22 protein-coding genes and 1 tRNA gene are annotated in these 22,780 nt (G+C 39.0%); 9 read left to right on the forward strand and 14 right to left on the reverse strand.

Annotation, left to right across the window (positions count from 1 at the left end; genetic code table 11):
- Window positions 1-82 precede the first annotated feature (82 nt).
- Both rsmG and NMM19_RS00455 read left to right on the forward strand, forming a co-directional pair.
- Window positions 83-796: a 16S rRNA (guanine(527)-N(7))-methyltransferase RsmG gene (gene rsmG, locus NMM19_RS00450; protein WP_178895184.1), complete on the forward strand. Its 714-nt coding sequence runs from the start codon at window positions 83-85 to the stop codon at window positions 794-796.
- A gap of 312 nt (window positions 797-1,108) precedes the next feature.
- On the forward strand, window positions 1,109-2,392 hold the full coding sequence (locus tag NMM19_RS00455; RefSeq protein WP_178895185.1) for a uracil-xanthine permease family protein: 1,284 nt from the start codon (window positions 1,109-1,111) through the stop codon (window positions 2,390-2,392).
- A 44-nt stretch (window positions 2,393-2,436) separates the two neighbouring features.
- Here NMM19_RS00455 and NMM19_RS00460 read toward each other — a convergent pair whose 3' ends face one another.
- The 6 genes from NMM19_RS00460 to NMM19_RS00485 all read right to left on the reverse strand — a co-directional run bounded on the left by NMM19_RS00460 (window position 2,437) and on the right by NMM19_RS00485 (window position 9,088).
- Window positions 2,437-3,195 (reverse strand): CPBP family intramembrane glutamic endopeptidase, encoded by a 759-nt coding sequence (locus NMM19_RS00460; protein ID WP_178895186.1) that lies wholly within the window; start codon window positions 3,193-3,195, stop codon window positions 2,437-2,439.
- Window positions 3,196-3,306: 111 nt separating this feature from the next.
- Window positions 3,307-4,218: a DMT family transporter gene (locus NMM19_RS00465; RefSeq protein WP_178895187.1), complete on the reverse strand. Its 912-nt coding sequence runs from the start codon at window positions 4,216-4,218 to the stop codon at window positions 3,307-3,309.
- Between the two features lie 9 nt (window positions 4,219-4,227).
- Entirely contained in the window at window positions 4,228-5,160 is a 933-nt protein-coding gene (locus tag NMM19_RS00470; protein ID WP_178895188.1) for a serine hydrolase domain-containing protein, read from the reverse strand.
- A complete protein-coding gene (locus NMM19_RS00475) occupies window positions 5,157-5,882 on the reverse strand; it encodes a CppA N-terminal domain-containing protein (RefSeq protein ID WP_178895189.1) in 726 nt (241 codons plus the stop codon). Before NMM19_RS00475 ends, NMM19_RS00470 begins: the two co-directional genes overlap by 4 nt.
- A 148-nt stretch (window positions 5,883-6,030) precedes the next feature.
- A complete protein-coding gene (locus NMM19_RS00480) occupies window positions 6,031-6,849 on the reverse strand; it encodes an endonuclease/exonuclease/phosphatase family protein (RefSeq protein ID WP_178895190.1) in 819 nt (272 codons plus the stop codon).
- Window positions 6,850-6,901: 52 nt separating this feature from the next.
- On the reverse strand, window positions 6,902-9,088 hold the full coding sequence (locus tag NMM19_RS00485; RefSeq protein ID WP_178895191.1) for a PTS transporter subunit IIBC: 2,187 nt from the start codon (window positions 9,086-9,088) through the stop codon (window positions 6,902-6,904).
- A 182-nt stretch (window positions 9,089-9,270) separates the two neighbouring features.
- On the opposite strand from NMM19_RS00485, the gene NMM19_RS00490 reads away from it, so the two are divergent.
- The 5 genes from NMM19_RS00490 to NMM19_RS00510 are packed head-to-tail and all read left to right on the forward strand — an operon-like array spanning window position 9,271 to window position 13,982.
- Complete coding sequence (locus tag NMM19_RS00490; RefSeq protein WP_254729686.1) at window positions 9,271-10,227, forward strand: TIGR01212 family radical SAM protein; 957 nt, start codon at window positions 9,271-9,273, stop codon at window positions 10,225-10,227.
- Entirely contained in the window at window positions 10,211-10,768 is a 558-nt protein-coding gene (locus NMM19_RS00495) for a class I SAM-dependent methyltransferase (RefSeq protein ID WP_254729648.1), read from the forward strand. Before NMM19_RS00490 ends, NMM19_RS00495 begins: the two co-directional genes overlap by 17 nt.
- A complete protein-coding gene (locus NMM19_RS00500; RefSeq protein WP_254729650.1) occupies window positions 10,761-11,015 on the forward strand; it encodes a hypothetical protein in 255 nt (84 codons plus the stop codon). Before NMM19_RS00495 ends, NMM19_RS00500 begins: the two co-directional genes overlap by 8 nt.
- Before the next feature lie 11 nt (window positions 11,016-11,026).
- A complete protein-coding gene (locus NMM19_RS00505; protein WP_254729652.1) occupies window positions 11,027-13,081 on the forward strand; it encodes a sodium:proton antiporter in 2,055 nt (684 codons plus the stop codon).
- A gap of 37 nt (window positions 13,082-13,118) precedes the next feature.
- The gene (locus tag NMM19_RS00510) at window positions 13,119-13,982 is read left to right on the forward strand and encodes a YihY/virulence factor BrkB family protein (RefSeq protein ID WP_254729654.1); all 864 of its coding nucleotides are present in this window, start codon (window positions 13,119-13,121) and stop codon (window positions 13,980-13,982) included.
- A 227-nt stretch (window positions 13,983-14,209) separates the two neighbouring features.
- On the opposite strand, the gene NMM19_RS00515 is transcribed toward NMM19_RS00510, so the two are convergent.
- Both NMM19_RS00515 and NMM19_RS00520 read right to left on the reverse strand, forming a co-directional pair.
- A complete protein-coding gene (locus tag NMM19_RS00515) occupies window positions 14,210-15,151 on the reverse strand; it encodes a RimK family alpha-L-glutamate ligase (protein ID WP_254729656.1) in 942 nt (313 codons plus the stop codon).
- 13 nt (window positions 15,152-15,164) lie between these two features.
- The gene (locus NMM19_RS00520) at window positions 15,165-16,415 is read right to left on the reverse strand and encodes a dicarboxylate/amino acid:cation symporter (protein WP_254729657.1); all 1,251 of its coding nucleotides are present in this window, start codon (window positions 16,413-16,415) and stop codon (window positions 15,165-15,167) included.
- A gap of 245 nt (window positions 16,416-16,660) precedes the next feature.
- Here NMM19_RS00520 and NMM19_RS00525 point away from each other — a divergent pair, with 245 nt between their 5' ends.
- Together NMM19_RS00525 and NMM19_RS00530 are read left to right on the forward strand one after the other, a co-directional pair.
- Complete coding sequence (locus tag NMM19_RS00525; RefSeq protein ID WP_049495574.1) at window positions 16,661-17,020, forward strand: DUF3397 domain-containing protein; 360 nt, start codon at window positions 16,661-16,663, stop codon at window positions 17,018-17,020.
- Window positions 17,021-17,122: 102 nt separating this feature from the next.
- Complete coding sequence (locus tag NMM19_RS00530; RefSeq protein WP_178895194.1) at window positions 17,123-18,805, forward strand: N-acetylmuramoyl-L-alanine amidase; 1,683 nt, start codon at window positions 17,123-17,125, stop codon at window positions 18,803-18,805.
- 36 nt (window positions 18,806-18,841) lie between these two features.
- On the opposite strand, the gene NMM19_RS00535 is transcribed toward NMM19_RS00530, so the two are convergent.
- The 6 genes from NMM19_RS00535 to NMM19_RS00560 all read right to left on the reverse strand — a co-directional run bounded on the left by NMM19_RS00535 (window position 18,842) and on the right by NMM19_RS00560 (window position 22,550).
- A complete protein-coding gene (locus NMM19_RS00535) occupies window positions 18,842-19,156 on the reverse strand; it encodes a hypothetical protein (RefSeq protein WP_049495580.1) in 315 nt (104 codons plus the stop codon).
- 175 nt (window positions 19,157-19,331) lie between these two features.
- Window positions 19,332-19,404: transfer RNA gene (locus NMM19_RS00540), tRNA-Thr, on the reverse strand.
- Between the two features lie 46 nt (window positions 19,405-19,450).
- Window positions 19,451-19,912 (reverse strand): GNAT family N-acetyltransferase, encoded by a 462-nt coding sequence (locus NMM19_RS00545; protein ID WP_049495611.1) that lies wholly within the window; start codon window positions 19,910-19,912, stop codon window positions 19,451-19,453.
- A gap of 38 nt (window positions 19,913-19,950) precedes the next feature.
- A complete protein-coding gene (locus NMM19_RS00550; protein ID WP_178895195.1) occupies window positions 19,951-20,736 on the reverse strand; it encodes an ABC transporter permease in 786 nt (261 codons plus the stop codon).
- A gap of 1 nt (window position 20,737) precedes the next feature.
- A complete protein-coding gene (locus NMM19_RS00555; protein WP_178895196.1) occupies window positions 20,738-21,556 on the reverse strand; it encodes an ABC-2 family transporter protein in 819 nt (272 codons plus the stop codon).
- Between the two features lies 1 nt (window position 21,557).
- The gene (locus NMM19_RS00560; RefSeq protein WP_049495618.1) at window positions 21,558-22,550 is read right to left on the reverse strand and encodes an ATP-binding cassette domain-containing protein; all 993 of its coding nucleotides are present in this window, start codon (window positions 22,548-22,550) and stop codon (window positions 21,558-21,560) included.
- Window positions 22,551-22,780 lie beyond the last annotated feature (230 nt).

A 22,780-nucleotide genomic window follows, 5' to 3' on the forward strand; every position in this document is an offset into this window, starting at 1 on the left:
TTCTGCCTTTTGATTAGTACAAGTATATCAAATTTCCATGTTTTTGTGGTAAAATAAGATGATATACAAGAAGGATATAACTATGAAACCAGAAACTTTTTACACACTACTTGCTGAACAGAATATTAATCTTACTGACCAGCAAAAAGCACAATTTGAGCGCTATTTTGAACTCTTAGTCGAGTGGAACCAAAAAATCAACCTGACTGCAATTACTGAAAAGGAAGAAGTTTATCTTAAACACTTTTATGATTCCATCGCTCCTATCCTACAAGGGTTGATAGAAAACCAAGAAATTAAGTTACTTGATATTGGCGCTGGTGCAGGATTCCCAAGTCTTCCTATGAAGATTCTCTACCCTCAGCTAGATGTGACCATCATTGATTCACTCAATAAGCGCATTAACTTTCTTCAGCTTTTAGCTGAGGAGCTTAATCTAGAAGGTGTTCATTTCTACCATGGGCGCGCAGAAGATTTTGCTCAAGAGAAGAATTTCCGTGCCCAATTCGACATTGTAACAGCTCGTGCAGTTGCTCGCATGCAGGTCTTGTCTGAATTAACGATTCCTTATCTAAAGGTAGGAGGAAAACTTTTGGCACTTAAGGCCAGTAATGCACCAGAGGAATTGACAGAAGCCAAGAATGCCCTCAATCTTCTCTTCAGCAAGGTTGAAGACAACATCAGCTACACACTTCCTAATGGAGACCCTCGCTACATCACTATTGTCGAAAAGAAAAAAGAAACTCCAAACAAATATCCACGTAAGGCTGGTATGCCCAACAAACGACCACTTTAGGATATTTTAAATAGATACTCACAAGATTATACCTCGCGTCTTTATTTCCTTGCTCTGGAAAAAATGATTTACAAAATCATGCCTCGCTTTCTTATTTCTTGGCTCGGGAAAAATTCGTTTACAAGACGAATTTTTTCTGCTATACTATCTTAAGCAAAGGTTTTTAATGTCATCCCGTGAGGTGACGAAGACGCAGAAATATATGAAATTCTTTAAGAATGAGATAATTCTCTTTTTAAAGAAGTCTTACTCTGAGAGCCTATTGCTGTAAAATAATGGGCTCTTTTTTGATGCCCAAAAAGTGAGGTATTTATGAAACAAGAATCAACTGTTGATTTGTTACTCGACGTTGACCAACGTCCTTCTTTTGGTAAGGGAATCCTACTCAGTTTCCAGCACGTGTTTGCCATGTTTGGTGCAACCATCTTGGTACCATTGATTTTGGGAATGCCTGTATCTGTTGCCCTCTTTGCTTCAGGGGTTGGTACCCTCATCTATATGATTGCAACAGGTTTTAGAGTTCCTGTTTATCTTGGTTCTTCTTTCGCCTTTATTACAGCTATGTCACTTGCCATGAAAGAAATGGGGGGTGATGTATCTGCTGCTCAGACAGGGGTTATCCTAACTGGTTTTGTTTATGTCCTTGTTGCTGCAAGTGTTCGCTTCGCAGGTACAAAATGGATTGATAAACTCTTGCCTCCAATCATTATTGGTCCTATGATTATCGTTATCGGTCTTGGGCTTGCTGGTTCTGCCGTAACCAATGCTGGTCTTGTAGCTGACGGCAACTGGAAAAATGCTCTTGTAGCTGTGGTTACCTTCCTCATCGCTGCTTTTATCAATACAAAAGGAAAAGGTTTCCTTCGTATCATTCCTTTCCTCTTTGCAATTATTGGTGGATATCTCTTCGCGCTAGCACTTGGCTTAGTTGACTTCACTCCTGTTCTTCAAGCTAACTGGTTCGAAATTCCAGGCTTCTACCTACCATTTAGCACAGGTGGTGCCTTCAAAGAATACAACCTTTACTTCGGTCCAGAGACAATCGCAATCTTACCAATCGCGATCGTAACAATCTCAGAACACATTGGAGACCACACGGTCTTGAGCCAAATCTGTGGCCGTCAATTCTTGAAAGAACCAGGTCTTCACCGTACCCTTCTTGGTGACGGTATCGCAACATCAGTATCTGCCTTCCTTGGTGGTCCTGCTAATACTACTTACGGTGAAAATACTGGGGTGATCGGTATGACTCGTATCGCTTCTGTCTCAGTTATCCGTAATGCAGCCTTTATCGCAATTGCCCTTAGCTTCCTTGGTAAATTCACTGCCTTGATTTCTACAATCCCTAGTGCCGTACTTGGTGGTATGTCTATCCTTCTTTATGGGGTTATCGCCAGCAACGGTTTGAAAGTTTTGATCAAGGAACGTGTAGACTTTGGTCAAATGCGTAATCTTATCATCGCAAGTGCCATGTTGGTACTTGGACTTGGTGGAGCAATCCTTAAACTTGGTCCAGTTACCCTTTCAGGTACTGCTCTATCAGCTATGACAGGTATTCTTTTGAACTTGATCTTGCCATACGAAAATAAAGAATAAATTTCATTCATAAAAAAATCCACTCGAGTGAGTGGATTTTTTGCTTAAGTCCCCCAAGCAATCAAGAGGTACAAGAGACTTGAACCAAACATATCTGCAAGAGCATGCATAAGAAAGAATGGCAGTAAATTCTTGACTACATACTTGTACAAGAAATAATAGAATAGTCCATATACAAGCCCAATAACTAAGGCCCAGAGTAATCCTTGGTAGGTATGAAAAGAAATCCTGATAATTACGGAGTAAACTAGGACTAACCACTTATGTTTTTCTTTGACTGAAGTCAGTAAGCCCAAGAAGAAAAATTCTTCGTAAAAACCATTTAATAAAGCATAACCAATGGCCATTGGTGTTAAAGCCATGAATTTTCTAATAATCTCCATGGGATCTATAAAAGGGATCAACTGAGGATTAAAATAATTATACTCACCACTAAGGGTTGTTACAATATCTCCAATTATTCCAACAACTGCAAAGATAAGGGGAACCCAAATCAAAACTGACCAAGAAAAGCGAATTGGAAGCTGTTTAAAATCATAATTTCGAATCAAAAGATAGAGGAAAGTAATCCCTAGCATAATCAACTGGAAATTGAAATTACTAGAATAAGCTGCTCCATCACTTGCTACATTTGACGCAGTATCCACGACACTGGTAACAGTTGAAGGCGATAGACTCTCCATAAATTGTTGTGTGGAACGGATGATAAACTCTCCAAACATTAAAATAGTGATGATTAAGATATCGAACCATTTTAAGTATCTTAAAGGTTTAGCAGGATGAATACTTTGTATAAAATTCATATTTCCTCCGTTTAGCTTATTTTTCTAACTTTATTATAAACTTTCAATCTTAAAATTATATAAATTAATGCAGAACATAAAAAACAACCTCTTTATAAGGTTGTTCTGTCTTTAAATAGACTTGTGTTTCTTTTCTAGCATTAAATCCTTTAAAGAAATAATAGTTACAGCCAACAAAATCATTGCCATACCAAGAAAATCTACAGGATAAAAAATATCTCCCATAATCATAAAGGCAAAAAACACCGCAGAGATTGGCTCAATCGACGCCAGAAGACTAGATTTGACTGGTCCAACCATACTGGCTCCCTTGAGAAAAGCTGTGTAGGCAAAAACCGTTCCAATAAGAATAATTCCAGCAAAGGCTAGAAAAATATCAAATGACATAGGAATTCTAGCGCCGATAATTCCAGTAAATGGAACTGCCACAAAACCAGAAATGGTCATTCCAACACCAATAACCAAAATGCTCCCCCACTTTTGAATCAGTTTAATGGGTAAAATGATATACAAAGCATAGGTTAAAGCAGAGAACAAGCCCCAAAAGAGACCTGCTGGTGTCATAGAGAGCTGATCCATTTGACCGTGAGTCGCAATTAAAAAGGTTCCACCTATAGCCAAAAACATAGAAATGATTTCTGCTATAGTAGGGGCTACCTTATCTTTGATGCATGTGTAAGCCAAGATTCCAACAGGACAGACATATTGAAGAACTGTCGCTGTGCCAGCATTTGTCTCCTGAATGGCTGATAGATAAGCCAATTGATTTAGAAAGAGACCAAATAAAGAAAATAGCAAGAGAGAAAAGAGACTTGATTTATCCTTTAAAAAAGCTAGAAATTGTTCCTTAGACTTTATATAGGACAATAGAACCAAGAGGAGACCAGCAACAATCAAACGGATATTGGTCAGAACTAGAGCTGAAATCCTATGAGCCATCAGGTACTGCCCACTGGTTCCAGATAGTCCCCAAGCGATACCTGCAATGACTGTAAATAGAGTTCCTTTTAACGCTTTAGACATGAGCCCTCCCTAGTCTGCTTCACGAATTAAGTCCATGACCTGATTACGGTCTATGATCCACCGAGCACGCTCGTCCTTTTCGTAGGTTCTATTGGACAAGAAAATAGCAGCTTCCTGCTTCTTACGATTCCACATGATAAAGGTTCCAGTATAGCCTGTATGGTCTAGCCAATCTCCTTCAATATTCCAGGATAAGGAGCGCTCTTTATCATCTAAATCTGAGAAATTCTGGCTCAAATCTTCAGCAAAATCATCCTGTAAATAATGCTCTAGGAAGATTTTTAAATCCTTCACAGTTGAAAACAATCCAGCACTCCCTGCATGTTTCCCAAGCAAACGTGCCTTTGGATCATGCACCACTCCTGCTTTCTGACCACGAACAGTCGGCACAGCACTGGTTACAGGACCAAACCTCGTTTCCTTCATCCTCCATGGATCCAAAACTTGCTCTTGCAAAATCTGATCCAAGTCCTTATCAAAATATCTTTCCAAGAGAAAACCTAGCAAGAGAAAGTGCACATCTGAATATAGAAAGGCTCGCTTCTCCCTACGATTAAGATGAAACATAGCTTCTTTCAATTCTTCTGCATTCAACTGGTCACGATTGGGAATATAAGGGTCCAAGTCTGTGGCATGAGTGAGGAGTTGACGAATTGTGATATCTTGATAGTCAGAGTCAGGTAAAAATTCCGTCACTGACTTTTCTATATCTAATTCCCCTTGATGCCATAAGAAAGTTAAGACAGTTCCAACTCCGACAACTTTGCTCACACTTGCCAAATCATAGACTAAACCTTGACAAGTCTGCTCTCCAATTTCTGGATCTGCTTCTCCGAGGTAGCAATCAGACCATTCACCATCCCGATAATACGCAAAAGAGGCACCAGGATAAATCCCTGCCTCAATTTGTTGCTTTATTTTTTGAATGATTTCTTGTTTCATACTTCTTCAAACCACAATTCGATATTGTTGGCATCCTTAGTTAGGAAAAACTTCTCAGACTTAGGAATAAAGTAACCTGCAGTTTCAAAACGTTGACGGAGACTAGCCAATTCAAGTTCTTTTACTTGGAATTTCAACATAGACAAATCCCAAGTAACATTATTTTCAACGAGCAAATCACTACCTTGAGCTTGTTTAAAAGCTAGGCTAGTTTCGATTTCCTCTTTTTCAAGCAGGCTCGTCGTTTCATCAGGCAAGTTAATCTCTACTGAAATATCAAATGCTGTCAAATACTGCATCTTCTCATCTTTTGAGAAAGTAACAGTTTCATCAAACTTTCTCAAATCTTTGATGTCATCTTCCGCATGGATAAGGACAAGGTCCCCTTCCGGAGAAAGAGCTTCAAAAGCAAATCCCTTATTTCCTTTATAGAGTTGAGGAAGTTTTTCCATTCTAGCTAGTAAGGCTTCAATCTCGGATGGATTCGCTACTTTTACAATCAATCTAGCTAATTTTTTGATCCCTTCAACCTTACGGCTTCTCATACTTGGTGATTCTTCTAAAACCAATTTTTCAATGCCTGACTGGTCTCCTAGCGATAAGAAAGCCGACTCTTCAAGCAAGGGTTTCATACCCAAGGTTTGGATATAAAACAATTCATTTAATCTTCTATTATTTATCTTTAGCGTCGGGATCATACGCACAATTTGATTTACATTCATAAATTCCTCCAACACTTTTTATTTTAAAGGATTTTATTTCATTTTACAAGTTATTCAACTAAAAACTTTAACTATATTAACCCCTTGAGTAGTTAACCCCCTTCGCATATCCGAAGGGGGTCTTGTTTTATTTTAGTAAAATTATTTGTTAGTTCTTCCAAGAAAGTTCTGCTTGAAGACCATAGTGATCACTGACCTGTGGACTTTGTTTTCCATCAAAGACAACATGTAATGTTTCTACCTGTATATCCTTTGTCGTAAAGGCATAATCAATTCGAAGTGGTTCTGTATTTCCCTTCCAACCATCAATTTCAGGCGGAACAGTGTAACTACCACTTCTTTCTTTTGCAACTTCAAATGCATCTTGTAAGTTTAGTGGACTAGCTAAAATAGCTTGGTAACCCTCTTGGCCTGCAGGATTATTAAAATCACCTGCTAGCAAGAGTGGCTTCTTCAATTCTTTCAGAACTGCTTCAAAGCGCGCCCATTCCTCTTGGAAGCCTTTATCCCACCAAGAGAGATGGACACTCGCAACTGCAAGTTCTTTACCTTCAACTACTGTCTCTGCTAGAGCAACTCGACGAGTGTGGTAATCTGTCGGATCATCTACATCTGAAACCAAAATTTCACGCGCTTCAATTGGTGTTTTAGATAGGATTGCAACACCTTCATGGTAACGATCATAACCAATATGGTTGTAGGCCCAAGTCCAATAATAGTTTTGACCTTGCTCAGCTAAGTGTTCTACCAAGAGACGAACATAGTGGTCTTGATGAATCGGCTCAGCAGATGGTAATGGCTGATAAAGTGCACCAGCTTCTACTTGCGCTGAAGTAATTTCCTGGTTAATTTCCTGAAAACAAATCAAATCATAACTGTTTTCAAGTATATCTTGAAGTAAAAGTTGAAACTTTTGTTCAGGATCTTTTTCCATCCAACTATGAGTATTGAGTGTTAAAAACTTCATGCTTTTCTCCTATTAAACAAGAGGTTGGAAATAGCTTCCAACCTCCTAAATATTACAATTCTACTTTTGCAACTGCTGTTTTAGCTGCAAGAGAACCTGTTTGTTGTAATTTAACTGATTTGATCGCGTCACCATTTGTGAAGACAACTACAGTTGTAGTTTCACGACCAGCTTCACGGATAGCACCCAAGTCAGCTTTGACCAAGAGATCACCAGCAGCGACTGTTTGACCTTCTGAAACCATTACTTCAAATGGTTTTCCTTCAAGACTTACAGTATCAAGACCAATGTGAACAAGAACTTCAAGACCTGCTTCAGTTACAAGACCAAGAGCATGTTTAGTTGGGAAGACGCTTGATACAGTACCAGAAACTGGAGATACAATGTTTCCATTTGCTGGTTCTACTGCAAATCCATCACCCATCATTTTTTGTGAGAAGACTGGATCTTTAACTTGTTCCAATTCAATCACTTGACCGTCAGCAACTGAATAAACTTCTTCAGTTACACCTTTGTAGACAACAGTATCTTTTTGAGTTGCTGCCATTTGACTTGGAAGAGTTTCAGGAATCACTTCACCTGAGTCAAGAATATCTTGGATATCTGATTTCAAAACGTCAGCTTTAGGTCCGTAGATAGCTTGGACACCTTGTCCTTTCATGACAAGTCCCATAGCTCCTTCAGCTTTCCATTGTTCTTCTGTTCCAACTTTTTCAGCATCTTGTACAGTAACACGAAGACGAGTCATACATGCGTCGACATCAACGATGTTGGCACGTCCACCGAGAAGGTTGATGATGTTAACTGCTTGAGAAGCTTCTGCAACTTTAGTTTCACCAGCAGCTGAAGATTCAGATGAACCATCTGCATTTTCGTAGTTACCGTTACGTCCTGGAGTTGCATAGTTGAATTTCTTAATCATGAAGTTAGCGATGAAGTACATGATAAATCCAAAGAGTACTGTAACCCAGATAAAGTTAATGATATCCATACCAAGACCAGCGTTGATAGCTAGCGGAGTACGAGTCAAGAATTCGATTGAACCGAATGAGTGAACACGAAGGTTCACAATATCAGCCATTGCAAAGGCAGCACCTTGAACAAGAGCGTAAACAAGGTAAAGAGGTGTTGCGATGAACATGAACATGTACTCAATTGGTTCAGTTACCCCTGTCAAGAATGTTGCAAGAGCAGTTGCGATCATCATACCTTTGTATTGGTGTTTCTTATCTGGATCAACGTTACGGTAGATAGCCACAATTATACCCATCAAGATACCAAACGAACCGATCATTTGTCCAACTTTGAAACGAGCTGGATGTACTGTATCTAACAAGTGTTGGTATTGACCTGCGTCAGTACCTTTAAGGTTTACAAGGTCTGTTACCCATGCAAGCCAAAGTGGATCTTGTCCAAATACTTGAGTGCCTTTTGCTGCACCAGTTAACACATCATAAGTACCACCAAGAGCTGTATAGTTCATTGGGATAGTCAACATGTGGTGAAGTCCGAATGGCAAGAGCAAGCGTTCCAAAGTACCATACAAGAATGGTGCAAGAACTGGTGCTGTTTCTTGTGAATTGGCAATCCAGATACCGAAGTTGTTGATACCTGTTTGAACAACTGGCCAGAAAGCTGAAAGAAGAATTGCAGCGATTGCTGAGCGAAGAATAACTACAAATGGTACAAAACGTTTCCCGTTAAAGAATGAAAGGGCATCAGGAAGTTTACGGAAATTATAGTATTTGTTAAATGCAGTCGCTCCAACAAAACCTGAGATAATCCCTACAAATACCCCCATGTTAAGGGCTGGTGCCTCAAGTACACTAATGAAGTAATCAGCAACCTTGATAGATCCACCAAAGATTGTTGAAACCATAGCGTTAGGATCTTTCAACATATCCCCTGATACACCGAAGATTGTACCAGTGATACGGTTAATAAGGATAAATGCAAGACCTGCCGCAAAAGCACCACCAGCACGTTCTTTAGCCCAGCTTCCTCCAATAGCGAGGGCAAACAAAATATGAAGGTTACCGATAACTCCCCAACCAATTTGCTCTAGTACGCCACCAGTAATAACTAGGGGAGCAAGGTTTGGGTCAATCATTGCAAGTGACTTACCGATTGAGATCATCAATCCAGCCGCTGGCATAACAGCGATAACCACCATTAGAGCCTTACCGAATTTCTGCCAAAATTCGAAAGACAAGACATTTTTGAATGTATCTTTCATCATTCAAATCTCCTTTTATATTTATTAGGCAAACGTTTTACGAAAACGTTTGCACTTGTTTGTGACTTAATTATACCACTTTTTATTTTTTTGTAAAGGCTTTTTTTAAAATTTTTTTCTGTCCAATCATTTCAATATCTCTCACTTATTTGCTGACTTTGAGTTTGCGAGTCTTTTCTGATATAATATTAGCTATGAAATCCTATAATACCTTGAATGATTATTATCGAAATTTATTCGGAGAAAAAACTTTCAAAGTTCCTATCGATGCTGGATTTGATTGTCCCAATCGTGATGGTACAGTAGCTCATGGAGGTTGTACTTTCTGTACGGTTTCTGGTTCTGGAGATGCTATCGTTGCGCCTGACGCTCCTATTCGTGAGCAATTTTATAAGGAAATTGACTTTATGCACCGTAAATGGCCAGATGTAAAAAAATATCTAGTCTATTTCCAAAACTTTACTAATACTCATGAAAAACTCGAAGTGATTCGTGAACGCTATGAACAAGCTATTAATGAACCTGGGGTTGTCGGCATCAATATCGGAACTCGACCAGATTGCCTTCCTGATGAGACAATTGAATACTTGGCAGAATTATCAGAGCTAATGCATGTTACTGTAGAACTTGGCTTACAAACTACTTATGAAGAAACTTCTGAATTAATTAACCGTGCCCACTCCTATGAACTCTACGTGGATATAGTCAAACGACTTCGGAAGTATCCGAAGATTGAGATTGTTGCTCATCTAATCAATGGTTTGCCCGGTGAAACTCATGACATGATGGTGGAAAACGTTCGGCGTTGTGTAAGGGACAATGATATCCAAGGGATTAAACTTCACCTACTTCACCTCATGACCAACACTCGAATGCAACGCGACTATCATGAAGGTCGTTTGCAGCTCATGAGTCAGGATGAATATGTCAAGGTTATCTGTGACCAACTAGAAATTATTCCCAAACATATTGTTATCCATCGCATAACAGGAGATGCACCTAGAGACATGCTGATTGGTCCTATGTGGAGTCTCAACAAATGGGAAGTTCTAAACAGCATTGAAGCTGAAATGAGACGTCGAGGTAGTGTCCAAGGATGCAAGGCTGTAAAACAGGAGTTTATGAATGAAAAGACCACTTGAATTGGCGCATGATTTTCTTGCCCAAGTCATCACAAAAGATGATGTTGTTGTAGATGCAACAATGGGAAATGGACATGATACACTTTTTCTTGCTAAATTAGCTAAACAAGTCTACGCTTTTGATATACAAGAACAAGCTCTAGAAAAGACTAGTCAACGTCTACAAGAAGCCGGTTTGACCAATGTTGAATTACTTCTCCAAGGTCATGAAACCGTAGATCAGTTTGTAACTGAGGTGAAGGCAGCCATCTTTAATCTAGGTTATCTTCCTTCAGCTGATAAAAGCATTATTACCCAACCACAAACAACCATTGAATCACTGGATAAGCTTTGCCAAATGCTCATTAATGGCGGACGTATAGCCATTATGATTTACTACGGGCATGAAGGCGGAGATGTAGAGCGAGATGCTGTCTTAGATTTTGTCAGTCAGTTGCCACAACAAGAATACACTGCTACGATCTATCGTACCCTCAACCAAATCAACAATCCACCATTTTTAGTTATGATTGAAAAGTTAGAAAGGTATCGACATGGATAAACAATACCTAAAAGACAAAATTGAAACTCTCCGGCATAACTTCGTCGAATCAACCCAACATGAACGTGCAGTTGGTATGTTAGATGAAGCCCATATGAGCAAGAAGATGTTGAAAATCAAGAAAAAAATGATTTCACTTGAAATGGAGCGTTGTCAGAAGATAATCGAGCATAAGGACTGCTCGAAGATTGATCAAAAAATCCAAGAACAAAAGGAACTTTTTGAAGCTTGTCGCAAACAAAAATAAGGAGGTAGAAGATGAATTTACTTTTTTATCTCTTAGTATTTTTACTAGTTCTTATTGTTTCTAGCACGACCAATAAACTTCTTCCCTTTTTACCCATGCCCCTGATTCAAATTTTGTTAGGGATTGGAATTGGGCTTTGCTTACCTAACAACCAATATCACTTAGATACTGAGTTGTTTCTGGCTTTAGTCATTGGCCCACTACTCTTTCGTGAAGCTCAAGAAGCAGATGTAACCTCTATCTTAAAGCACTGGAGAATCGTTCTCTACTTGATTTTCCCAGTTATCTTTATATCAGCTCTGAGCATGGGTGGACTCGCTCATGTCCTTTGGGCTAGCCTACCATTAGCAGCCTGTGTAGCAGTTGGTGCTGCCTTAGGGCCTACAGACCTAGTTGCCTTCGCTTCCCTTTCTCAACGTTTTTCCTTTCCAAAACGGGTTTCTAATATCTTAAAGGGGGAAGGTCTTCTTAATGATGCTTCTGGTCTAGTAGCCTTTCGTGTGGCTCTCATCGCTTGGACAACAGGAACATTTTCGCTCACCCAAGCCGGAACTTCATTAGCTATTTCCATTGTTGGAGGTTTTGCAGTCGGCCTTATAACAGCCCTAATCAATCGCTTCCTCCATACCTTTTTACTTAGTGTCCGCGCAACAGATATCGCAAGTGAGCTCTTGCTAGAACTCAGTTTGCCCCTCTTGACATTTTTCATCGCTGAAGGAATTCATGTTTCTGGAATTATCGCAGTCGTTGTTGCTGGTATTTTAAAAGCGAGTCGTTTTAAAAAGATAAATCTTCTCGAAGCCCAGGTGGATACTGTTACCGAGACCGTTTGGCACACTGTAACCTTCATGCTCAATGGTTCTGTCTTTGTCATTCTTGGGATGGAACTGGAAATGATTGCTGAACCAATTCTTAAGAGTGCATTTTACAACAAAGTGCTTCTCTTACTCAGCGTTTTCCTCTTGACCTTCCTACTCTTTGCCATTCGCTTTGTGATGATTTACGGCTTTTACGCTTTTCGGATTAAGAAACTTCATAAAAGCTTAGACAAGTATGTCAAAGATATGCTTCTCCTTACCTTTTCTGGCGTCAAGGGAACTGTATCCATTGCCACTATCCTTTTGATACCGTCTAATCTGGAACAGGAATATCCTCTTCTTCTCTTCCTCGTAGCTGGTGTAACACTTATAAGTTTCCTTACAGGATTACTGGTACTTCCACACCTTTCCGAAGAACAAGAACCATCTAAGGATCAGCTCATGCACATCGCTATCTTAAATGATGTCGCCATGGAGTTAGAGAAGGATTTGGACAATACCAAAAACAAGGTTCCCCTCTATGCGGCGATCGATAATTATCATGGACGGATTGAAAACCTCATCCTCAGCCAGGAAAATAAGGAAATTCAGGAAGACTGGGAAGCTCTGAAACTATTGATTCTCAGTATCGAGAGCGATGGTTTGGAGCAGGCCTACGAAGAAGGCAAAATCGGCGAAAGAGGATATCGTGTCTACCAACGTTATCTGAAAAGCATGGAGAAAAATATTAAACGAAACTTCGCTTCTCGACTAACCTACTACTTCCTTGTTTCTATTCGGATTGTACGTTTTCTCCTACACGAGTTGCTCACATTTGGCAAAACCCTCCGTTCCTTGAAGAACAAAGAAACCCAAAGACTTCTGGCCATTGATTATGACCAGATTGCAGAACTCTACCTAGCTAATACTGAAATTATCATCGAGAGTTTAGAAAACCTCAAAGGGATTTATAAGAGTTCTCTGATCAGCTTCATGCAGGAATCTCGTCTCCGTGAAACCAGTCATATTACGAGTGGCGCCTTTGTGGAACGGGTTATCAATCGTATCAAACCCAATAACATCGATGAAATGCTTAGAGGTTACTACCTTGAACGTAAGTGTATCTTTGAATACGAAGCTCAAAAACTCATCTCAGCTCAGTATGCCAAAAAGCTACGCCAAAATGTCAATAATTTAGAAACCTATTCCTTAAAAGAATCTGCTAATACCTTACCTTACGATATGATGGAATTAGTTCGAAGAAATTAAAGTCTATACAAAACAAGAAAAACTGGAGGTTTGTGAAATGAAAAAGTTGTGGAAACAGCTGAACGATAGACCATTATTAAAAGCTTTTTTACACTACTATCAAGCCTCTGATAGTGAGTTAACCAGCGTCGCTGTTGCCTACTATTGGTTGATTTCAATCTTCCCTTTACTTATGATTGTGGTCAACATCTTACCCTACTTTCAGATTCCTATCTCAAACTTTCTATTAACAATCAAGGAATTTTTACCGGATACAATCTATGATGTTGTTGCAAAGATTGTCAGAGAAGTTCTGACACAACCATCTGCTGGACTCTTGAGTTTTGCGGTGATATCAGCCCTTTGGACCTTCTCAAAATCCATGAATTTCCTCCAAAAGGCTTTTAATAAAGCTTATGGAATCGCAAAAAATAGAGGAATCATCTCACATCAGCTGATGAGTCTCTTAGTTAGCTTTGGACTTCAAATTCTCTTTGCGCTTGCTCTATTCCTTAGTATGTTTGGCCATATGCTATTGGATTTGCTTAAAAACTACTGGAAATCCGAGAGTGCTCTGTTTTCTTATCTACAAGATTTTACAGGACCTCTGATTTATGCCTTTCTTTTTGCAATCGTAATCATGCTCTATTATTTCCTACCAAATGTTAAAGTAAGTAAGATTCGCTACGTCATACCCGGAAGTCTCTTTGTACTAGTTACAACGATTGCTTTATTAAACATCTTTGCAGCTTATTTCAACAATTATGTTAATTATCTCGTTGACGTCAGATTTTTCAGTTCGATCGTCGTCGTTGTCATGATGTTCTGGTTCATTATCATAGCCAAGATATTAATTATCGGTGCCGTCATCAATGCCAGTGTTCAAAGTTTGAAGGATCCAGACTTTAAAGCAAATCAATAATTTTTTATCGATTAATACTCAATGAAAATCAAAGAGCAAACTAGGAAGCGAGCCGCAGGTTGCTCAAAACACCATTTTGAGGTTGTGGATAGAACTGACGAAGGCAGCTCAAAATACTATTTTGAGGTTACAGATGGAAGCTGACGTGGTTTGAAGAGATTTTCGAAGAGTATAAACAAATCAATCCCCCAGTCATTTAATACTGGGGGATTTTTGAATTTCCTACTTTATTGTCCACTCGTTAGGGCTTGCAATTCTGTTTTTAGATAGTGAGCTAAATGTTGGTGAGCAAAAATATTAGCATTTTTTTCTGCAGTAGGATTGTAGTTAGTGTTGGTATTTACATCATAAACATAAATATCACCACTCTCTGACTGAACCCATTCAATAGCAGCAACTTCAATCTGAGCATTTTTCAAGAAGTTCTCATAAGCTTCTCTCCGGTCATCTGGTAGAGGTTCTGTAATCTGGAATTTTTCAGACGTTTCTAGTTGCTCTGGTCTCTTGCCGATTTGGCAACCATCTGCTGGACACAGTTGGAAACCATCTGAAGAATCGATCGAAACAGTATAGAGAAACTTCTGATTGATAAACTCTGAACGACGGATACGTCCATCACTTGGCTTGATGTAGGCTTGTAACAAGGTAATCCCGTCCACTGATGGTTCAAAGAGAGGACTATTGACATAAGCTTCAAGTTCTTCTTCATTTTGAAAGAGTTGAACGCCTAATCCCTTACCTGCTCGATTGTGCTTGGTAATCAAAGGATAAATGTTTAATTTTCTTGCTGCTTCAATAATGTTCCCTTGCCCTAAAACCGCAACTGTTGCAGGAGTCTCGATACCAGACTCATTTAACTTCAAATATTGTTTGATTTTACTAATTTCAAGGTTGATAGCACCGGTACCATTCACAACTTTGCGTCCGTGTGCTTCTAACCAAGTAATCACTTGCTCTGTAAATTCTGGCGCATAACGATGTCCTCTTGTGTGTGAAGAGGCAGACATACGATTGTAAAAGATACCTTGCGGCGGTGGGCTTTGCAAATCTAAAATCCCACTAGACAAATCCCATAGTTCATAAGGGACTTCTAATTCTTCCAACCATTTCACTAAATGTTGAGTCCATTCTAGATTCTCATGAATCACATAAACTTTTGCTTCACTCATTATTCATATCTCCTTAAGAAAAGCTGACTGATAATTGGCTTTCCTTTTCTTCTTCTAAAATGTATCCTTCTGTTTTTTCGATAACGCTAACTGTTAAGATTTGACCCAAAACATTGATCATAGTACGGCCAGCATTGACAAAGAAATCAACTGCAAAAATCAAGGCCACTCCTTCAACTGGCAAGCCCAATTGAGGTGCTGCAGCTAATAGAACCACAATAGCTCCTGATGGTACGGTTGCCGCAGTTTTTCCAATTAAAGTCAAAAGTAAAACAGTAAACAAGAGACTTGATAATGAAAATTGAATGCCATAGGCATGGGCGATAAAAATTGTCGCTATTGAGAAATAAACCGCTGCTCCTTCTAAGTTAAAAGTATATCCTAAAGGAACAACTAAATCAATTGTATGCTCGTCATGCCCCTGTTTTTTCAAATCTTTAAGAAGTGATGGCAAGACCACACTAGAACTTCCAGTAACAAAAGCCAGAGTCAAGAGACTCCAATTTTCACGAAAGGCTGACAAATACGGCACCTTAAAGAATACAGCAATCAAAGGGAAAATAAGGAGAACCAATACAGCATAAGCCAGATAAGTTCCAATTACAAACTGACCAAGCCCAATCAACTTGTCGACACCCGTAGTTGCAACATCTTTAGCGATAAATCCAAAAATACCAATCGGTGATAGTTTGATAATTACTGCAACAATCTTGTAAATGGCTTCAATCCAGATTTGGAAACCTTCGATAATCTTCTGAGATTTGTCAGACTTAAGATTCCCAATTCCGTAACCAAGAAAGATGGCAAAAACGATAATTGGCAATAGAGCGCCATCTGAAAGAGATTTAACGATATTTGATGGAATGAAACCAAGCAAAAATTCGCTGAACTTGACATTGTTAGCAATCCCATCAAGGTTTCCACCAGTTTGACCGATATTCACTCCTTGACCAAATCCTAAATAGTAACTAGCAAATACAAACAAAAGAGTAATGGCAGTTGTTACAGCAAAAAAGTAAACCAAACTCTTGGTCAAAATTTTCCCGAAAGATTTTTTTCCGATAACTCCAGCTACTGCAACAACGATGGTTGGGAAGATTAGCGGAATGATAACCATATTGATCAATTTAATAAAGGCTTGACCTAAAAATTGATAAAAGCCTGCAAATTGTGGCCAGATAAGTGCAGCGATAACACCAAAGACCAAAGCCACCAATAATTGAATGCCTAGTGAGAGTTTTGACCATAAAGTAACTAATTTCATAAGAAACTCCTTTGTTTTATTTGCTACTCATTCTACTACTATTCTTCTCTCCTGACTAATATATTTTTTCTATGGTCACCATAAAAAAGATTTATAATGAAGACTCAAACTACTCCAACTTTACAAAGTAAATCACATTGATGTTTGATATAGTATAAAAAATCAGTTTCTAAACAAAAATTTTTAGAAAAACACTGTTAAATCAAGGAATATGCTTTCCTTTTATTCAAATTTTATGATACAATATTGTTATGATTTTAATAAAACTCGCTTCTGTCTTGCTTTTGGTACTAACCTTGGCTTTGGCTATTATCTTTAGTAGATTTTTAAAGTTAAAGAAAAAGGGGATTAACTTTGCAGATTTGGCTTTTCCTTTTCTGATTTTTGAATACTATTTAATCAGTGCAAAGGTTTTTACCCATAATCAACTTCCCATTTTGGGGGCAGCCCTATCTTTGCTAGCCATCATTCTAGCCTTTTTCTTTTTAAGCAAAAAACGTAGTTTTTATTATCCAAAATTCCTTAAATTCTTTTGGAGAGCTGGATTTCTACTCACATTGCTCATCTACATCGTTATGATTGTTCAAATCTTCATGATGAAATAAATCATGCCAGCACCTCAACAGTTGGCGACTCGTTCTTCCACATGAGGTGCTTTTCTAATGACATTTTAAAAAAGATTATTAAAAAAATAGGAGATCAAACAAGTGAAAAAAACGCTCTTGGCAAGTGCCATCGCACTTACTTTTCTAGGATTCGCAACACACCCTGCTTTGGCTGAAGAAAATAACGTAAAAACTACAGCAGAAACGACACAAGAAACTACAACTACAGAAAAAGAAAAAAAGAGCATCCCTTCAACCAAGGAAACTGCTCCTTCTACTGAAACAAGTTCAAGCGTACCAACAACTTCTACAACAAATCCAAGTGAAACTCCAGCTAAGAAAGAGGAAGACAAGGCTCCAGAAGTCAAAAAAGAAGGTTGGGTATTAGAGGAAAACCACTGGCGTTTCTATGAAAACAATGCCCCTGTTCTTAACTGGAAAAAAATTCAAGGAAAATGGTACTACTTCGATAAGAACGGTATCATGCTCAGTGATACGATTTATGATGGATACATCCTGACTAGTAGCGGGGCTATGGTAGATAGTGGCTGGGGTAAAATCAAAGATAAATGGTATTATGCAAAGCCATCTGGTAAAATCTCTCAGCAAAAATGGGAAAAAGTTGGTGGTGTATGGTACTACTTTGACAAAGATGGAATCATGCTCAGCAACACCATTTTTGATGGTTATATCTTTACCAATAGTGGGGCTATGGCTGAGAGCGCTTGGGTCAAACAAGATGGTAAATGGTACTATGCCCAAACTTCTGGACAATTAAGTAAAAATAAGTGGGATAAAATTGGTGGTACTTGGTACTACTTTAATAAAGATGCCACTATGGCAAGTAACCAATGGCAAGGTAACTACTACCTAAAAGCTAGCGGTGCCATGGCTGAGAAAGAGTGGATTTTTGATAAAAACTATAATAGCTGGTTCTATTTAAAATCAGGTGGTGCTTATGCAGCGCGTGAATGGATTGGTTCATACTACCTCAAGTCAGGTGGTTACATGGCTAAGAGTGAATGGATTGATGACAGCTACTACAATGCTCGTTACTATGTAGATGAAAATGGTGTCTATGTCACAGGAACTCGTAAAATCGATGGAAAAGCACATCAGTTCCAAAGTAATGGAAAATGGATAGGTGAAGTTCCAGTAAGTCGTGGATTTGAAAAAGGAAAATACACATATACCGTTTTCTTAGACCCAGGACACGGCGGTAAAGATCCTGGTGCTGTTTATTATAACACGAATGAAAAAGACCTCACCATGCAAGTTTATCAAAAACTACGCAAGGAACTCCAAAGTCTTGGTTATACTGTTCTTTCTTCTAGAGATAGTGATGTCTATGTCGACTTTGTCACTGAACGTTCAAGAATGGTTAATAAGACTGATTCAGATATCTTTATTAGTATTCACTTCAATGCTAGTGGCAGCCCTGCTTCTAACCGTTCTGGTATTCAGACCTATTCTTACGAAGAAGCTGCTGGTTATCCTTCTAAGATTAATCCATACTGGCATAACCATCCCGACCGTATCAGTGAAAGCAATCGCCTAGCTGCAGATATCCACTCTTCACTCCTAGCTGAAACAGGTGCTAAGGATGCAGGTCTTCTCCAAAGTAGCTTTGCTGTCCTTCGAGAAACCGATAAACCAGCAGTTCTATTGGAGCTTGGTTACATTGACAATTTCAACGAAAACCAACAAATTCGTAGCGATGCTTACCAAAATAGATTGGTGGCAGGTATTGTCAAAGGTATTCAAAAATATTACGCAGGCAAATAAAGCAAAAGTCTCGAGAAAGCTCGAGACTTTTTTGTTTTATACTTCTTTCTTGTTAGTTTCCGGAAAGAGGAAACCAATCCCCACACAAGCTAGCACACCTGCACCGATAACCAAACCACTTGAAAGTGGCAAGATATCAAGAATGGCATTAGCGATGATAAAGGCAATAATTAAGCTCATGAGACTGGCCTTATAATCTTTTTTAACCAAATTCTCAAGAGTAAAGAATAAGAATAAACCTACTGGAAAGAGTGCCCAGATGTTAACATCCAAACTTGGCCATCCAACTAAACCAAAATACAAAACTGCTGCTGCAACGACTAAAAATCCGATACCTACTACTTTTTTCATGATATAACCTCATTTTCTATTTTGTTAGGAAGTTTAATCTCCCCTTGACAATTACTACTATAACAGAAATAAAAAACGCAAACAATAGGTTTTGCCTATGTGGTAGTCATGATAGACTATGTGGTCAAAAATCTTATCAAAAGAAAAAAGAAGTCCAAGAGGACTTCTTTCACACTGCCGATTGCAGGGATCGAACCTGTGACCTACGCGTTACGAGTGCGTTGCTCTACCAACTGAGCTAAATCGGCGATTCCCCTTATAGTATAGCACTATAAGGAAGGATGTCAAGGTTTGTTAATCTATCTTTTTAATCAAAATCTGACAAGGATTTTGGGATCCCCACAGTTGCGGAAAAATCTCTAGTTTTTTAAAGCCAAGTCTGCAATAAAAGGCATTTGTTCGATCATAATCCTTATTAGAGCCTTCTGCTACTGTTTTCACTTGCAAATAATCAACGTTTTTGCGTGCTTCATTTTCTAAAGTAGCAAGTAATTGACTCCCAATTCCTCTACCTTGATGAGCTTTTTTTACACCGATACAATCAATCTCTGCACAATCTTCACTGGAATAGGCCAAGCTTACAAATCCAGCCAAATCACTCTCCTGATAGGCAGCCCACACTTGCAAGTCCTTGGCTCCTTCGATATAGGCTTGCGTGCTTTCTGGTATTCCAAACCATTCTGGTAAGTCATGTAAGACTTCAGTGACTACTGCCATTTTTTGTGCTTCATTCTTGACCTCTTCAATAACAAACATTACAAAATCCTTTCTTGGTTTTAGTCTTACTTTAGCTCTTACGAACCAGCACTTTCGTAGGCATCTAAGCCCTTGTCCCATAGTTTCAAAGAAATGACAAAGAAGACAAGGGAAATCAGAATCAAACCACCGATATTAAAGAAGACATCCTTGTCCTGCAAGAAATAGCTGGCAGGATAGTAGGCCGTAAAAGCAAAAGGCACGATGAAGCTAATTAACCAACGAAGGAGCGAATTGTAAATGGAAATCGGGTACTTGGCAAAATCATTAAACATATAGAAAATGTAAATCATGGCACCTGACTGCTTGGTCCAAAAAGCGATGCTGGCTGTCGCGATTTTTAAAGAAGTGTAAATCAAGGTCGCAAAAGGAATACAAACTAGAAAAATCAGGAATTTTGGAAGAGTCCAAGCAATGCTAGTCGCCGTTGTTGCTAGTAAGATGCCACCGACCAAAAGTTCACCCAAGGCATCAATCTGAAACGTCTCAACGAGGATGTGAAAGAGAGGATTGATAGGACGGGTCAGATACTTGTCAAACTCCCCTTTTCGAACTAGTCGTTGACCTAAAGCCCAGAGATTGTCAAAAAAGAGATGATCTAATCCCTTTGGAATTAAGGAAAATCCATAGATAAAGGCAATCTCTTGAAAGGTCCAACCTTCTAGCGAGGGGATGTGTTGAAAGAGTACATTGAGAAACAAGAGGTTCAGCCCTTGAGTCAGAAAGACTCCCAAGACACCAACCACAAAATCCACCTTGTATTCCATGATTTGCTTGATGTATTGTCTGATAAAAATCAGATGCATGCGTTGATATTTTTTCATCCTAACCTCCCTGAATGGTGATAAATGACTGGACTCGTTTCCAAATCAACTGAGACAAGCCCACCATCACTATAAGCCAGAAAAACTGAAGCAAAAGTGCTTGAAGAATCTGACTGGCATCGTATTTCCCAACAATAATCATGACCGGAGTGTAAATTAAGGATGAGAAAGGCAAGAAGGACAGAATATCTGAAACGATTTTCGGAAAGAAAGCCAAGGGAATTAAACTTCCAGACATAAAGGCCACTATTGAAGTCTTGAGTAGATTGGAACCCCATAAATTTTTAAATACAAAGGCTGAAAATCCAAAGCAGATATTAAAGAAAAAGTTAATCAGATAAGCCAGAGTTAAGCTAAAGAGATAAAGGACAGTTAATCCCAGCACTTCTACAATACCTTGCCCAGATAAGATTTTCATCAAAACAATAACACTTAAAAATGGCAGTCCAACAGAGATAAAAATCAACCACTTGGAACCAAGCTCGGTGAAAAGATAAGAGGCCGCAAAATGCACCGGTCTCAGCAAGCGCATGATAATGGAGCCATCCTTGACCTCCTCCCCAATCATAAAAGAGCTATCTGACTTGGTCAACAGATTGGTCACAAAACTCATAATGATGTAGAGGGTGATATCTGCCATACTAAAGCCTTGAATCAAGGACTCTTGCGAAGAATCAAAGACAGCCTTCCAGAGATAAAAGGCCACAAAAGCCCCCATGACATCACCAATCCGATAGAGAATAAAGTTGACTCGATAGGTAATCAACTCCTGAATCCCTGCATTGATAAAGGGTTTATAACGTCTCCACAATTTGACCATCTTAGAGCTCCTTTCGATAGAAGCGACGGATAATATCCTCAATATCCGTATCTACCATCTTCAAATCACGGACTTCAAAATCAGATAAGGTTTGCTTGATAATATCAGCTGATTGGTAGCGGGAACTATCAAATTCAATAGTCAGGTTATTTCCTTGTCTATCAATGGACATATCAGGCAAGCCTTCATAATGGGAGACTAGATAACTTTGACCTGGTAGCAGTTCAAAAGAAAGAGTCTTCATCTTTCCAAAGGTCTCCTTGAGCTGGCTTACCGTTCCATCAAAAATCTCTTGCCCCTTATCAATCATAAAAATCCGATCACAGAGTTGCTCAATGTCGCTCAAGTCGTGAGTGGTCAAGAGAATAGTAGTTTCTTCCTCTTGATTGATCTGGGTGATAGCACGTCGAATATTATCCTTGACCGAAACGTCCAAGCCAATGGTCGGCTCATCTAAAAAGAGAACTTTGGGATTGTGAAGCAAGGAAGCTGCAATATCCGCCCGCATCCGTTGACCTAGTGAAAGAGTCCGCACAGGATCCTTGATAAATTCCTTCAAATCCAAAACTTCATTCAAAAAGTCCATGCGCTTATGGAAAAGCGAGTCTGGCACATCGTAAATCTCCTTCAAGACCGTGTAGGTCTCTTGCAGTGCCAAATCCCACCATAGCTGGGTGCGTTGTCCGAAAACGACTCCAATATCCTTGACATAATCTTGGCGATTGTCCTGTGGAATCTTGCCGTTAATCCGACAAAAACCAGATGTCGGTTTCAAAATTCCTGTCAGCATTTTGATGGTGGTCGACTTCCCAGCGCCATTTGCTCCGATAAATCCTAAAATCTGCCCCTTTGGCACCTCAAAGGTCAAATCTTTGACCGCTTCAAAGGTCTGCTTTTCAGGATGAATAAAGGAGCGCAAAGCTCCCTTCAATCCCGGTTCCTTAACAGTCTTTACAAAATTTTTCTGAAGATGTTGCACTTCTATCATTGCCATATCTATCTCCTTATCGTAAGAAACAACATTGTATTTTTGACTACAAATATTCTAAATCCTTACTTTCTACACCTTCTCAATAATATTACAGAAGGATTTATACCAACCTATTATAATCCAATAAAAAAAGGAATGCAAGCGTTTGCTTATAGATTATGAAATTAGAGATTTCTATCTTAAAATGATGCTTTTAATCAAAAATTATGTTTATTAGTTTCCTTAAAACACCC

The sequence above is a fragment of the Streptococcus sp. CF8_St5-17 genome (assembly GCF_024295665.1).
Classification (GTDB): Bacteria; Bacillota; Bacilli; order Lactobacillales; family Streptococcaceae; genus Streptococcus.